Below are 12,940 nucleotides of genomic sequence, written 5' to 3' on the forward strand. Positions count from 1 at the left end.
TCCCATTTCAAAGGAAATTCCATGCCGGACTTCTCCACCCTCATGCTGTTCTCTGCCGCCGCAGTCGTGCTGACGGCAACGCCTGGTCCTGATATGCTGCTGATTGCATCACGCAGTGTCAGCCAAGGCCGCTCAGCCGGTTTTCTCACCTATGCGGGAATAGCCGCGGGCACATATTGCCACGCAATCGCTGCAGCCCTTGGTCTGTCCCAGCTGTTTGTGACTGTGCCCCTTGCCTATGAGATCGTACGCTGGGCGGGATGCGCCTACCTGCTCTATCTCGCATATAAGACAATTCGTTCGAAAAGTTCAGCCTTTGCCCCATCGGCGGGTCTTAAAAAACTGTCGGGAAAACGCATTTTCAGCGAGGGTCTGGCGACCAACATCCTCAACCCGAAAATGGCACTGTTCGTGCTGGCTCTCTTCCCGCAATTCATCGATCCGAATGGCTCCATACTGATCCAGACCGTGGCCCTCGCCAGCATCCTGAATGGCGTAGGGTTTCTGGTGAATGGTGCGGTCATTCTGCTGGGCACCAGCATCCGTCACCGGCTCTCCGCAGTCAGCCGTTTTCCGAAGCTGCCGCAATATTTGCTGGCGAGCGTATTTACCGGCTTGGCATGCCGTCTGGCATTGGGAAGCAGACCTTGAGAAAATATGTCAGGCGGAGCGTAACCTCTGCCTGACGCTTGTCGGCAACAAAACGCCTCAGGCGTCCCGCGCGCCCTCTTCCAGCAAGCCGAACACATAGTCCGCAAAAGACCGCCAGCACTCCACCCGGAACGTATCTTCCGTAACCCGCAAAAGCACCACTTCTGCCTTGCCGAACAGCGTGCGCGAGCAAGCTCCCACGGGGAAGGCTTCCAGCGAGAGATCCTGCGGGCATCCCGCGTTCAGCGTCGCTTCCGCGCCTTCGCCCGAGACTGTCATGGCCACGTTGCGGTGAGAAACGTCGGTGGCGGAATGGGCGGCGGTAACGCTTGCGCAGGCTTCCATCAGGTTGCTTTCGCCCTGGTCTATAACCAGCCACTCATCCGGCCCGAGCCAGAGTGCGGCGCGGAGGCCTGACGTGGTGGACGTTTTGGGCGTCTGCGGCAGGCTGATATCCAGCGTCTGCGAAAGCTCTGCAACCGCATCGGCCCTGGCGCGCAGCGAAAGCCTGTAGGCGGGCGCCGCAACCTTGATCGAAACATTTGCGGAACCGGCGCGAGCGCCTTCAAGAACCAGTGTGCGGTTTGCCACTATGAGATCAGCCATTGATGCGGCCCCCTTCCTTGTCGAAGAACACCATGTCCGTCACCTCAACGGCAATCGTCTTGTCGGCGAGCGGAATATACAGCGTTTCGCCCATCCGCGCCCGGCCACCGGCCACCAGCCCGAAGGCGATGGAGCGGCCAAGATTTTCAGACCAATAGGATGACGTCACATGGCCCAGCATCGTCATCGGTTTTGGCTGGTTTGGATCGGCCACGATCTGCCCACCCTCTTCCGGCACCTCATGCGGATTTTTTGGCAGCAGGCCAACAAGCTGCTTGCGCCCTTCACGCGTTAGATCAGGGCGCTGCAAGCCGCGGATACCGACAAAATCCGTCTTTTTCTTGGAAACCGCCCAGCCAAGCCCCGCATCGTCAGGCGTCACGGTCCCATCCGTATCCTGCCCCACGATGATATAGCCCTTCTCGGCACGCAGAATATGCATGGCCTCGGTACCATAAAGGCAACCGCCGACAGCTTCAGCCCGCTGCGCAATCTCTTTCCACACAGCCGGGCCGAAATCGGCGGGAACGTTGATTTCGAAACCAAGTTCGCCCGTAAAGGAAACGCGGAACAGCCGCGTCGGCACGCCGCATATCGTGCCCTCGGCAATGGCCATATGCGGGAATGCTTCCGGCGAAAGATCGATGCCCTCGACCAGCGGCGCAATCACTTCCCGCGCCTTTGGCCCCTGCACGGCAATAACGGCCCATTGCTCGGTGGCCGATGTCAGCCACACATTCAGCTCCGGGAATTCCGTCTGGAGATAGTCTTCCATATGGTGCAGCACGCGCGGCGCACCGCCGGTTGTCGTCGTCACATGGAAACGGTCTTCGGCCAGACGCCCGACAACGCCGTCATCATAGACGAAGCCATCTTCGCGGGTCATGATGCCATAGCGGCAGCGGCCGGGTTTCAGCGTGTCCCAGGCATTGGTGTAGAGCAGGTTGAGGAACTTGGCCGCATCCGGCCCGACAACCTCGATCTTGCCCAATGTTGACGCATCGAACACGCCAACCGTTTCGCGCACCGTCTTGCATTCGCGGTTCACGGCCTGGTGCATGTCTTCGCCAGCACGTGGGTAGAACCACGCACGCTTCCAGTTGCCCACATCTTCGAAAGCGGCCCCCGCTGCCTCTTCCAGCGCATGCATCGGCGTCTTGCGGGCGGGGTCGAACAGCTTGCCTCTGGAATGACCAACCAGCGTGCCGAACGTCACAGGCGTATAGGGCGCGCGGAAGGTCGTCAGACCCACCGTCGGCAGCGGGCGGCCCAAGGCCTCGGACGCGATTGCCAGACCATGCATGTTGGACATCTTGCCCTGATCGGACGCCATGCCATTGGTGGTGAAGCGCTTGATGTGCTCGATGGAATGCATGCCTTCGCGCACGGCAAGGCGGATATCCTTGGCGCAGACATCGTGCTGGAAATCGATGAAGGCTTTGACATTATCGCCTTCGCCCGCGCCTTCGGCAGCACCGATCATGCCGCCGGTCCAAGCATGCGCGTTGCTGGCGGAAAACTCCACCGCTCCACCGCCAGCACTCGCCGCCTCGGCAATGAGAGCGCCGAGGTCATCCGTGCCGTTGCAGGCACCGATCGAAACGCACTCCTGCACATGCACGTCTGGCAGAAAACGCTGATTTTCCGCGTCATATTTGAGCTTGCCGCGAGATTGCGAGAAGAGATGCACCGATGGCGTCCAGCCTGCGGAAACGATGAGCGCATCCACCTTGATCTTGCGCTTGGATGACCCGCCATTGCGACCAACCGTAATGGAGGAAACCCGCAGACGCCCCGTCGTATCATAAACGCTATGACCCGCCAGCACCTCGATGCCGAGTGTGCGCGCCTCATCCAGAAGCTTTGCATCCGGGCTGGCGCGGCAATCCACGATGGCGGCAATGGCGACGCCCGCCCGCTTCAGGTCAAACGCCGTCTCATAAGCCGAGTCATGCGCGGTATAGACACCGACATTGTGGCCAACGGCGACGCCATAATGGTTGAGATATGTGCGCGCAGCCGATGCCAGCATGATACCCGGCCGGTCATTATTGGCAAACACCATGTGCCGCTCGATCGCACCCGTCGCCAGCACAACCTTTTTGGCCCGCACCTGCCACAGGCGTTCGCGCGGTTCATGTCCCGGTGTGGCCAGATGGTCGGTCACGCGCTCGGCAAGGCCGATGAAATTGTGGTTGTAATAGCCGAATACCGTCGTGCGCTGCAAAACCTGCACATTCGGCATGGCTTTCAGCTCGGCCAAAGTCCTCTGCGCCCAATCATATCCGTTGAGGCCATCAATGGTCGCGCCGTTATCGAACCGCAATGCACCGCCAATATCGGCATTCTCATCAACCAGCATGACCTTTGCGCCGGTCTTTGCGGCGGAAAGCGCTGCCGTCAAACCAGCCACGCCACCGCCCGCCACCAGCACGTCGCAATGGGCAAAGCGGCTGGAATAATGGTCGTTGTCACCTTCCTTCGGCGCGCTGCCAAGGCCCGCCGCCCGGCGGATGATCGGTTCATAGAGCTTGTCCCAGGCAGCCCTCGGCCACATGAAGGTCTTGTAGTAGAAGCCCGCCACAAACATGGGCGAGAAGACATCATTGATTGCCCCCACGTCGAAGGAGAGCGATGGAAAGCGGTTCTGCGACGAGACGATGGCGCCATCGAACACTTCCTGCACCGTGGCGCGCACATTGGGTTGCTTGCGGCTGCTGTCTCGGGAAACATCGATCAGCGCATTCGGCTCTTCCGGCCCGGCGGACAAGAACCCGCGTGGACGGTGATATTTGAACGAGCGGCCAATCAGATGCACGCCATCGGCCAGAAGTGCGGAGGCAACCGTGTCACCCTGATAAGCCGTGTGGATCTTGCCGTCGAAGGTAAACCGCGCGGTGCGCGCAGGCGTCAGGCGGCCAGCGCCCTTGATACGGTAACCGCCGCTCATCGTGCCGCTCCTTCACTCGCCGCCATGATCGTCGCCTCATCGGGCTTCGGCTCACCCGCCTTGTAGGTCAGATGGATCTTGTCGGTTACGGAGTGGCGCGCCGCATTGAAGAAGCGGCCGCAGCCCTGAATATGCCGCCAGCGCTCAAACACCATGCCCTTGTCATTGTCGCGCATGAAGAAAAATTCGGAAAATTCCTCGTCGGAAATGGCCGAGATGTTTTGAGGCCGCGCAATATGCGCCTCGCCCGCCCAGCGGAACTCCAGCTCGGAACGCTCATCTTCACAATAGGGACAACGGATCAACAGCATGGTCTTGCCTCAAAGAGAGCTTTCCGGAACGATGGTTCCGGCGGGTTGGTCACACAGGCGCTTTCCCATGGTGATATAGGGATAAAGCCTGTTCATCAGTTCATCGACGGTCTTGAAGTCGCGGAAAACCTTGGTCTTGCCGAGATTGACGACGGCCATCATCATCGGGTTGATGTTGAGAACAACAGGCTCTTCCTGCCCGCCATCCTCCTTTTCCGCCACGAAATAGACCGCCTTGTCGCCAATCACGGGCGCGCAGAGCAAAATTCCCTCATTCGCCGCAAAGGGCCAGCCGGTTTCACCCTGCGCCTTGCGGATCGTCTGCATACGGAAATCTCCCACCTCGGGCACAAGCTTGCTGACCTGCAGAGGCGCAGTTGCCACAACAGCCGCAAGAAGTGCGCCCGGCATCATCAATGCGCCACCGCCGCAGCCGCTGCCTCATCGATCAGCCGTCCGGTGCGGAAACGATCCAGCGTCAGCCCCGCTGCCAACGGGTGCGGCTCGCCACGTGCGATCAGATGCGCAAAGAGATGTGCAGACCCCGGCGTCGCCTTGAACCCGCCCGTGCCCCAACCGCAATTAAGGAAGAGGTTCGGCACCGGCGTCAGGCTCTGAATCGCGGAACGGTCGGGCGTGTTGTCGGTAATGCCGCCCCATTGCCGCATCATCTTCACCCGCCGGAAAATCGGGAACAGCTCGCAGATCGCATCCAGCGTGTGGGTGATGATCTGCAAACCGCCGGTCTGGGAATAGGAATTATACTGGTCCGTACCCGCACCAATCACCAGCTCGCCCTTGTCGGATTGCGAAATATAGGCATGCACCGTGTTGGACATGACCACGCAAGGGAAAATCGGCTTGAGCGGCTCCGAAACCAGCGCCTGCAACGGGTTGGACGCCAACGGCACCCGCACATCGGCCATCTTCATGACGACGGAGGAATGGCCCGCCGCCGAAACGCCGATCTTCTTGGCACCGATAAAGCCCCTGTTCGTCTCAACACCCGTCACCGCACCGTCAGGCCCGCGCCGGATGGCCGTGACTTCGCAGTTCTGGATCACATGTACGCCACGGTCGGATGCCGCACGCGCATAACCCCAATTGACAGCATCATGCCGCGCCGTGCCGCCACGGCGCTGAAGCGCTGCACCGTTGATGGCATAACGGGCATTGGCGGAAATATCGAGCGGCGGACAGTAGGCCTTCGCCTGTTCCGGCGTCAGCCATTCATTGTCGATGCCATAGAGCCTGTTGGCATTGATATGGCGCTTGAAGCTCTGCTGGTCATGCACATTGTGCGACAGCATCATCACGCCACGCGCCGAATACATCACATTGTAGTTGAGATCCTGGCTCAAGCCTTCCCACAGCTTCAGGGAATGCTCGTAAATATCCATGCTCTCTTCATAGAGATAATTGGAGCGGATGATGGTGGTGTTGCGCCCGCTGTTGCCGCCGCCAATCCAGCCCTTTTCCAGAACCGCAATATTGGTAATGCCGTGTTCCTTGGCCAGATAATAGGCCGCACCCAGCCCGTGCCCGCCACCGCCAATGATGATGACATCATAGGACGCCCGTGGTTCGGGAGAGGCCCATTGCGCATCCCAGCCCTTGTGCCCGCGCAAAGCCTCACGAGCGACGGCGAAGACCGAATATTTGCGCATTGGCAATCCACTCCTTAAATACCGGTCGGGAAACCCGGCTCCATAGTCTTCCGGCAGAACCTTACACATGGCAAATGAAATAGAGCGGGAATGTTCATTTTGCGACGTGCCGACATAAAGTATCGACATGGCCGCTCGGAAAGCTTCAAAGCTCGCTTTTTAGGGGGTCTTGCACAGTTAACGTCTGGACTTCGCAAAAATGATCTGATATTGCACGTCACCAATCGCGCGGCCACACGGCCAACCGAACGATTTTTTGTTTGCTTGCGAATGCCATTATTCACACGGCAAAATAACCAACCAAAGGAACGGGATTCACGTGCAGGTACTAGTCCGCGACAACAACGTTGATCAGGCGCTTCGCGCTCTCAAGAAGAAGATGCAGCGCGAAGGCATTTTCCGCGAAATGAAGATGCGTGATTACTACGAAAAGCCATCTCAGAAGCGCGCACGCGAAAAGGCTGAAGCCGTTCGCCGCGTTCGCAAGCTGGCACGCAAGCGCATGCAGCGCGAAGGTCTGATTGCTGGCCCGCGCGCTCCGGCACGCTGATAGGCCGTCTTTTCGACGTTTTTGAATGCTTTTGGGGCGGGGGCGAATTTTTCGCCGCCGCTCTTTGAGTTTATGACCGTGGAACCGGCTCGTTAAAGGGAACCCATATCGCATGAACGCTGTTGATACCCGTGATTCCAGAAATCCGTTTTCAAGCGGTGTATCCCAGAGAGATAAGATGCGGTTTCGTTCCTCCTTGATCCTGTGCGGCGTCATTGCCGCGCTGTCCGGTTGCGCTACAAGCTCCCAGACCAATGACGTTTTCCAGCTGGATCGTGCCCAGGGCTCGGCGGAAAACATCACCTCTCTGACCTCGGTCATCAACGCCAATCCACAGGATCCCGAAGGCTACAACGTTCGCGGCTCCGCCTATGGACGCGCCGGTGACAGCAAGCGCGCCATCGCAGATTTCGAGCGGGCGCTGCAGCTCAATCCACGCTTTTATCAGGCCTACGCCAACCGCGCGCTCGTCTACCGCAACATGGGCCAGCAGCAGCAGGCGCTTCAGGACTACAACAGCGCGCTGCAGATCAACCCCAGCTACGACGTGGCTTTGATCGGCCGAGGCAATCTTTATCGCCAGACCGGCCGCGTCAACGAAGCCTTCAACGACTTCTCCGCCGCCATCAATCTCGACACCACCGACGGACGCGCATGGCACAATCGCGGCCTGATCTATCAGCTGCGCAACCAGCACGCACAGGCCATCGAGGACTTCTCCAAGGCCATCTCGCTGTCGCCGAACTCGCCAGAGCCCTATAATGGTCGCGGCATCTCCTACGTCGCGCTGAACGACGATGAAAATGCCTTTGCAGACTTCAACCATGCGATTGCGCTGAACGGCGATCTGGCAGAATCCTGGGCGAACCAGGCGCTGGTCTATGAGCGCCGTGGCGAAAGAGACAAGGCCGCGAAATCCTACGGCCACGCCGCCCGTCTCGACCCGAAATACAAGCCTGCCGTTGATGGCGTTGCCCGCACCCGTGGCGCCAGCGCTTCCTGAGGCACGTTTCCCTCACCACATCGAAGCCGGGCATGTCCCGGCTTTTTTCATGTCCGCTGTCGATGGAAACCGCAGCCTGACATCGGTCATTCACCGGCCTCTCCCGTTCAGCTTCGTGTCAGAATAGAGCCATAACCCTGCCTGCATCCACAGGGAGAGAACCGACATGAAGTATATGCGATACATGTTTGCCGCCGCCGTCATTCTGCAGATGGCAACGCCGAGCTTTGCCGCCACCATCGTCAAGGTCGTCGAAGGCGGCGAAGCCGGTGGGCCGATGACGTTGACACTGGACAAGGCCACCATCAAGGCCGGCGAAACGACATTCATGGTGCACAATGACGCCATGTCTGAAGAGCATGAAATGGTGCTGGTGAAGCTGAAATCGCCGGATCAGAAAATTGAGGTCGTCGCGGGCAAGGACCGGATCGATGAGAAGAAGCTCAAAAGCTTGGGCGAAGTCTCCGATCTCAAACCCGGCGCAGAAGGTGAGCTGAAGGCCAGGCTGACACCGGGCTCATACGTCCTGCTGTGCAATATCAAGGGCCATTATCAGGCCGGTATGCACGCCCAGCTGACGGTAACCAAATAAGCCTTCGGGCGGCATCACGCTGTTTTGAACAAGTCGCTGCCTGATGCCGCCCGCCTCCCGCCCCGCAATTCACCCTGTCACGCATGGCTGCAGCGGAGGCAAAAGGGGCCTGCCGACGAGAAACGCGTCTGCCTCAACCCACCTATGAATCAGTAGACGCTTGTACTCCCACACGCTCCCATGTCATGAGGAGGGCCTTCGTGGAGAGTGGCACATGACCAAGACAGTATCGGCCCGGCGGCTATTGGCCCATTTTGCTTGCGCGGCATCGCTTTTCGTCAGCGGCACCGCCACCGCGACGCCTGTGCTGGTCATCGATACCGCAACCCATCAGGTCCTGCATCAGGAAGACGCGGGCGCGCCGTGGTATCCTGCCTCCACAACCAAGCTGATGACAGCGCTGGTGGTGTTTGAAGCGCTGCGTTCAGGCGAGGTTACGCTCTCGACCCCCGTGGTCATGACGCCCAACGCCACAAAACAGGCCTTTCTGGAATCCGGCCTCACGCTGGGGCGGACCATGACGCTTGAGGACGCCCTCTTTGCCACGCTGACGGCGTCCGCTAATGATGTTGCCGTTGCCCTGGCGGAAACGATTGCCCCCAATGAAGCCACCTTCGTCCAGCGCATGAATGCGACAGCCGCGCGTCTGGGAATGACGGGAACGCATTTTTCCAGCCCGAACGGACTTTTCAACAAGACCAATTACACCACGGCCCGCGACATGGCTGTCCTCGGAATGGCGATTGATCGGGCCTTTCCGGAATATGCCCGTTTCTTCCAGGGCTCCGCCGTCACCATCGACGGCAAGGAGATCAAATCCAACAATACGCTGCTCACCCGCTTCACCGGCACGGTGGGCATGAAGACAGGCTTTCTGTGCGCGTCTGGCCGCAATTATGTCGGGCTTGCCACGCGCAACGGCAAGCGGTTGATGGTGGTGATCATGGGTGCAACGACAGAGCGCGAGCGCGACGAGCGTGCAGCCCAGTATCTGCAAGAGGCCTTCGAAGGTCGCCTCTCACCGTCCGCGCCGGTGGAAACAATCGCCAACCGCACCGATCTCGCACCACAGGACATGCGCGTCCGTCTCTGCACCGACAAGAGCGTTGCCTATGAGGCCGAGCGGGAAGCACTCTATCCCATGGGCCTGCCCGGCCACGAATCCTTCCTGAAAGACCAGATACCGGGCCAGATTCACACCATCGCCACATGGCAGACCGAGATAGCGCCGGTCGTGCCGCTACCGGCACAGCGCCCTGCGCAAGCACCGGCAGCGCCAAGCCCGGCAGGCTGACCCCGCCTGCTCCCCTTGGCCCATGCCGCTCCATTTGGCGACCATCACGCGCTCGTATCAGCGATGTAGCCGCCCGTTTGCCTGTTCCACAGTTGCGCATAAAGCCCATTCTGCTCCAGAAGTGCAGACGGCGTGCCCTCCTCCACAATCTGCCCCCTGTCGAGAACGATGATCCGGTCCATTCGGGAAATGGTCGACAGCCGGTGCGCAATGGCGATAACCGTCTTGCCCGCCATCAGCACATCCAGCTTCTCCTGGATGGCGGCTTCGGATTCGCTGTCGAGCGCCGACGTCGCTTCATCAAGAACCAGAATGGGCGCGTCCTTGAGAAGAACCCGGGCAATTGCCACCCGCTGACGCTGGCCACCGGAAAGCTTGACGCCCCTGTCGCCAACAAAGGCCTCATAGCTGCTGCGGCCCTCACTATCGGTCAGCTCGGCAATGAAGCCGTCGGCCTGCGCTGCCTGTGCCGCACCGCGTATCTCGTCCATGTCGGCACCTGGCTTGCCGTAGCGGATGTTGTCGCCCACCGAGCGGTGCAGCAACGAAACATCCTGTGAAATCACGCCGATATTTTCCCGCAGACTGCCCTGCGTGACCATGCGAATATCCTGCCCGTCGATCCGGACTGCGCCCTGCTTCAACTCGTAAAATCGCAGCAACAGGTTGACCAGCGTCGTCTTTCCCGCACCGGAAAGGCCCACTAGCCCGACCTTTTCTCCGGCTTTGACCCGCAGGTTCAGATCCGCGATCACAGCTTTCTCCCGCTGATATTCGAAGTGGATCTGGTCGAACTCTATCTCGCCTGCACGCACCACAAGCGGTCTGGCGCGGTCCACATCGACAATTTCGGGTGGCGTCGTCATAACAGGCATGGCATCCCTGATGGTGCCGGCAGCCTGAAACAATTGCTGCCCCATATCCAGAAATGCGCGGGCATTGGTGGATAGACGCTGCGTCAGATAGAGCGCGCCTGCAAACTGGCCGGTGCTCACGAAACCGTCGATCATGCCCCAGAAGCCGATCGACAGCATGGCAATCCACAGCGCAACATTGAGAAGCAGTATTTCCATGCTGGTCGTCAGGTAAACCCGCCGCTCGCGGTGTTGCGCCTGAATGGCATCGGCAAAAACCCTGCGCAGGGAGCCTGCCTCGCTGTCTTCAGCGGCAAACTGCTTGACCATCTGCATGTTGGAATAAAGATCGGTCATGGAGCCCACCAGAAAACTGCGCTTCTTGGCAGAACGACGGGCATATTCCGAAAAATTCGGCACGGCCTTTACGGCAATCCAGACGCTGAGAATAATCCAGACAAGCACCGGCAGTGCCAGCGGCCATGCCACGCTGGTCAACAGCACGAGCGAGCCGACGAACTGGACCGCGAAATAGGGAACCGAGAAAAATGCGACGGAGACCTGCTGCTGGACAGCCGTCGCCACCTGACCGAGCCGGGATGCGACCTGGCCCGCAAACAATTCATGAAAGAAGCGCAGGTCCTGGCGCTCGACAGCCTTGTGCCCCTGCCATTGAATGGAGGCCGGCATACAAACCGTCACCACCTGCGATGAAAGCGTGTTTGCCATGAAGGAGAAAAACGGCTGCAGGGGAAAGAGCAGGATGGCCATGGTGGCCAGCAAGGGCCACTCCTGTTCCAGAAAGGCTTTAGCGCCCCGTGCCGTCACGCCATCGACAATGGTAGAGAAGCTCCAGACCAGAAACAGATTGGTCATCTCGATCAGGACCGCAAAAACCGAAATCGCGATCAGCACGGACCGGAACAGCCGAACAAAATGCATCAGGAGCTGAAAAGGGCCCTTCGATGGCAGCGGCTTGTAGGGAATATCAAGCGGACGGATCAGACGCTCGAACCGACCATACATAAAATCTGCAAAAGCCATGGCATTCACACACCGATCCAAATGACTGGATGAACGAGGAGAATCGCCAGGATTTAACCATGGATTGCTCCATGGTTCAAAAAATTATCGCTGATTGCAGAAAAACAGTGCGGCGATGGAAGCTGTGTCACCGGTCATAGCAGCCGGAGAGCTCATTGTACCCACGCGCGAAATCCGACGGAAGCGTGCGCTCCCATCGGACATGCTGACCTGTTCGATAAATCAGTTAGCGCAGAAGCACGAAGCCAGCGACCGACAGGATGACGAAAACAAGCAGGCCACCGAAAAAGCCGCCGGTCGTGAAGAAACCGACCAGCATGGCAAGCAGAAGCACACAAACGAGCATGGTGCCGAATTTGGCAGCGTTCAGAAAACCGCTATAGGTCTTCTCGTGCTCGGAATAATTCATCGGCGCACCGACTTCGATCGGACCCGTGTGATGTTCGCTCATGCAAATTCCCCTTCATAGATCCGCTGGCTGTCCGCAACTCCGCTCGCTGATCACGGCTCCCTTGCGAACGAATTCCTTTGCGGAACGCTCCGGCAAAAGACCTAACATGGAATCATTTAAAAACGCAACGCAGAGAACAGCGGGCTTCTGCGCTGTCGTCAAAAATGGTTTGAAGCGGCAAAAGAGACCGCGGAAAGCCCAAAATCATGCAGCGGCGCAACATTGGGTCTGACAATGCTTCGCAAACCTTGTGATTAACGAGCCGCAAGCGCCGGGACAGTTGCATTTGGCAGGTTCTCCCCATACACGAATCAGTGTGGAGGGAATTTCCGGTTTCAATCGACGAGTGTCAGCATGGGTAAATGCGGGCAGGCCGGGCTATTCCTCCCACCAAACCCGCAAAGGGATCGAGGAGGGGAAAACAATGAAAGCTCTGCTACATCTGAGCGCTCTTATCGACGGGATCAGCGAAGTCCTTGGCAAATTCGCAGGCTATCTCGTGCTGATATGCTGCCTTGTCAGCGCTGGCAACGCCATCGTGCGTTACGTCTTCAACTACAGTTCAAACGGCTGGCTTGAAATCCAGTGGTACATGTTCGCGTTCATCGTTCTGATCGGCGCATCCTATACGTTGCGGATGAACGAACATGTGCGCGTCGACATCATCTACGGCGCGATCTCGCCCCGTGCACGGCTGTGGGTCGATATTATCGGCCTCGTCTTCTTCCTGCTTCCGGCCTGCGCCTATCTGGCATGGCTGAGCTGGCCGGAATTTGCGCTGTCCTTTGCGCAGAACGAAACCTCTTCCAATGCGGGCGGCCTCATTCGCTGGCCGGTGAAATTCATCATTTTCGCCGGTTTCGCACTGCTCGTCCTGCAGGGAATATCCGAACTGGTGAAGCGCATAGGCGCTTTGGGCGGGCTCTATCAGCTCGACACCAAATACGAAAAACCGCTCCAGTAAATC

13 protein-coding genes are annotated in these 12,940 nt (G+C 58.8%); 6 read left to right on the forward strand and 7 right to left on the reverse strand.

Translation table 11 applies throughout. The annotated features are described in order from the left end of the window. Window positions 1–21 precede the first annotated feature (21 nt). Window positions 22–651, forward strand: a complete 630-nt coding sequence (locus QRN85_RS16930) for a LysE family translocator (protein ID WP_113219818.1) — start codon at window positions 22–24, stop codon at window positions 649–651. A 57-nt stretch (window positions 652–708) separates the two neighbouring features. Here the strand turns inward: QRN85_RS16930 and QRN85_RS16935 are convergent, their stop codons facing one another. The 5 genes from QRN85_RS16935 to QRN85_RS16955 are packed head-to-tail and all read right to left on the reverse strand — an operon-like array spanning window position 709 to window position 6,185. Next, window positions 709–1,257: a sarcosine oxidase subunit gamma gene (locus tag QRN85_RS16935; RefSeq protein WP_284759433.1), complete on the reverse strand. Its 549-nt coding sequence runs from the start codon at window positions 1,255–1,257 to the stop codon at window positions 709–711. After that, complete coding sequence (locus QRN85_RS16940; protein WP_284759434.1) at window positions 1,250–4,207, reverse strand: sarcosine oxidase subunit alpha; 2,958 nt, start codon at window positions 4,205–4,207, stop codon at window positions 1,250–1,252. The genes QRN85_RS16935 and QRN85_RS16940 overlap by 8 nt, the downstream gene beginning before the upstream one ends. Then, window positions 4,204–4,518 carry a sarcosine oxidase subunit delta gene (locus QRN85_RS16945; protein WP_284759435.1) on the reverse strand — a complete coding sequence of 105 codons (315 nt, stop codon included), beginning with the start codon at window positions 4,516–4,518 and terminating at the stop codon, window positions 4,204–4,206. The genes QRN85_RS16940 and QRN85_RS16945 overlap by 4 nt, the downstream gene beginning before the upstream one ends. 9 nt (window positions 4,519–4,527) lie before the next feature. Then, window positions 4,528–4,932, reverse strand: coding sequence for a peptide deformylase (locus tag QRN85_RS16950; protein ID WP_113169268.1), 405 nt, complete (start codon window positions 4,930–4,932; stop codon window positions 4,528–4,530). Next, window positions 4,932–6,185 (reverse strand): sarcosine oxidase subunit beta family protein, encoded by a 1,254-nt coding sequence (locus tag QRN85_RS16955; protein WP_112962865.1) that lies wholly within the window; start codon window positions 6,183–6,185, stop codon window positions 4,932–4,934. The genes QRN85_RS16950 and QRN85_RS16955 overlap by 1 nt, the downstream gene beginning before the upstream one ends. Window positions 6,186–6,504: 319 nt before the next feature. On the opposite strand from QRN85_RS16955, the gene rpsU reads away from it, so the two are divergent. The 4 genes from rpsU (at window position 6,505) to QRN85_RS16975 (ending at window position 9,624) form a co-directional block, all read left to right on the forward strand. Further along, the gene (gene rpsU / locus QRN85_RS16960; protein ID WP_045228355.1) at window positions 6,505–6,735 is read left to right on the forward strand and encodes a 30S ribosomal protein S21; all 231 of its coding nucleotides are present in this window, start codon (window positions 6,505–6,507) and stop codon (window positions 6,733–6,735) included. A gap of 178 nt (window positions 6,736–6,913) precedes the next feature. After that, on the forward strand, window positions 6,914–7,738 hold the full coding sequence (locus QRN85_RS16965; protein ID WP_284759436.1) for a tetratricopeptide repeat protein: 825 nt from the start codon (window positions 6,914–6,916) through the stop codon (window positions 7,736–7,738). 166 nt (window positions 7,739–7,904) lie between these two features. Then, window positions 7,905–8,330 carry a plastocyanin/azurin family copper-binding protein gene (locus QRN85_RS16970; protein WP_284759437.1) on the forward strand — a complete coding sequence of 142 codons (426 nt, stop codon included), beginning with the start codon at window positions 7,905–7,907 and terminating at the stop codon, window positions 8,328–8,330. 214 nt (window positions 8,331–8,544) lie between these two features. Beyond that, entirely contained in the window at window positions 8,545–9,624 is a 1,080-nt protein-coding gene (locus QRN85_RS16975) for a D-alanyl-D-alanine carboxypeptidase family protein (protein WP_284759438.1), read from the forward strand. Window positions 9,625–9,668: 44 nt separating this feature from the next. Here QRN85_RS16975 and QRN85_RS16980 read toward each other — a convergent pair whose 3' ends face one another. Further along, on the reverse strand, window positions 9,669–11,522 hold the full coding sequence (locus tag QRN85_RS16980; RefSeq protein WP_284759439.1) for an ABC transporter ATP-binding protein: 1,854 nt from the start codon (window positions 11,520–11,522) through the stop codon (window positions 9,669–9,671). A gap of 226 nt (window positions 11,523–11,748) precedes the next feature. Then, window positions 11,749–11,973, reverse strand: coding sequence for an aa3-type cytochrome c oxidase subunit IV (locus QRN85_RS16985; RefSeq protein ID WP_062584390.1), 225 nt, complete (start codon window positions 11,971–11,973; stop codon window positions 11,749–11,751). A gap of 424 nt (window positions 11,974–12,397) precedes the next feature. Between QRN85_RS16985 and QRN85_RS16990 the strand changes: the two genes are divergently transcribed. After that, complete coding sequence (locus QRN85_RS16990) at window positions 12,398–12,937, forward strand: TRAP transporter small permease subunit (RefSeq protein WP_062584388.1); 540 nt, start codon at window positions 12,398–12,400, stop codon at window positions 12,935–12,937. The last annotated feature ends 3 nt before the right edge of the window (window positions 12,938–12,940 follow it).

The sequence above is a fragment of the Agrobacterium sp. fls2-241-TYG-188a genome (genome assembly GCF_030209845.1).

Bases quoted from the DNA above. Each gene is read 5' to 3' on its own strand.
- QRN85_RS16980 (WP_284759439.1), bottom strand. From the start codon at position 11,522: ATGGCTTTTGCAGATTTTATGTATGGTCGGTTCGAGCGTCTGATCCGT.
- QRN85_RS16975 (WP_284759438.1), top strand. From the start codon at position 8,545: ATGACCAAGACAGTATCGGCCCGGCGGCTATTGGCCCATTTTGCTTGC.
- QRN85_RS16965 (WP_284759436.1), top strand. From the start codon at position 6,914: ATGCGGTTTCGTTCCTCCTTGATCCTGTGCGGCGTCATTGCCGCGCTG.
- QRN85_RS16990 (WP_062584388.1), top strand. From the start codon at position 12,398: ATGAAAGCTCTGCTACATCTGAGCGCTCTTATCGACGGGATCAGCGAA.
- QRN85_RS16940 (WP_284759434.1), bottom strand. From the start codon at position 4,207: ATGAGCGGCGGTTACCGTATCAAGGGCGCTGGCCGCCTGACGCCTGCG.
- QRN85_RS16970 (WP_284759437.1), top strand. From the start codon at position 7,905: ATGAAGTATATGCGATACATGTTTGCCGCCGCCGTCATTCTGCAGATG.
- QRN85_RS16945 (WP_284759435.1), bottom strand. From the start codon at position 4,518: ATGCTGTTGATCCGTTGTCCCTATTGTGAAGATGAGCGTTCCGAGCTG.
- QRN85_RS16985 (WP_062584390.1), bottom strand. From the start codon at position 11,973: ATGAGCGAACATCACACGGGTCCGATCGAAGTCGGTGCGCCGATGAAT.
- QRN85_RS16950 (WP_113169268.1), bottom strand. From the start codon at position 4,932: ATGATGCCGGGCGCACTTCTTGCGGCTGTTGTGGCAACTGCGCCTCTG.
- QRN85_RS16955 (WP_112962865.1), bottom strand. From the start codon at position 6,185: ATGCGCAAATATTCGGTCTTCGCCGTCGCTCGTGAGGCTTTGCGCGGG.
- QRN85_RS16935 (WP_284759433.1), bottom strand. From the start codon at position 1,257: ATGGCTGATCTCATAGTGGCAAACCGCACACTGGTTCTTGAAGGCGCT.
- QRN85_RS16930 (WP_113219818.1), top strand. From the start codon at position 22: ATGCCGGACTTCTCCACCCTCATGCTGTTCTCTGCCGCCGCAGTCGTG.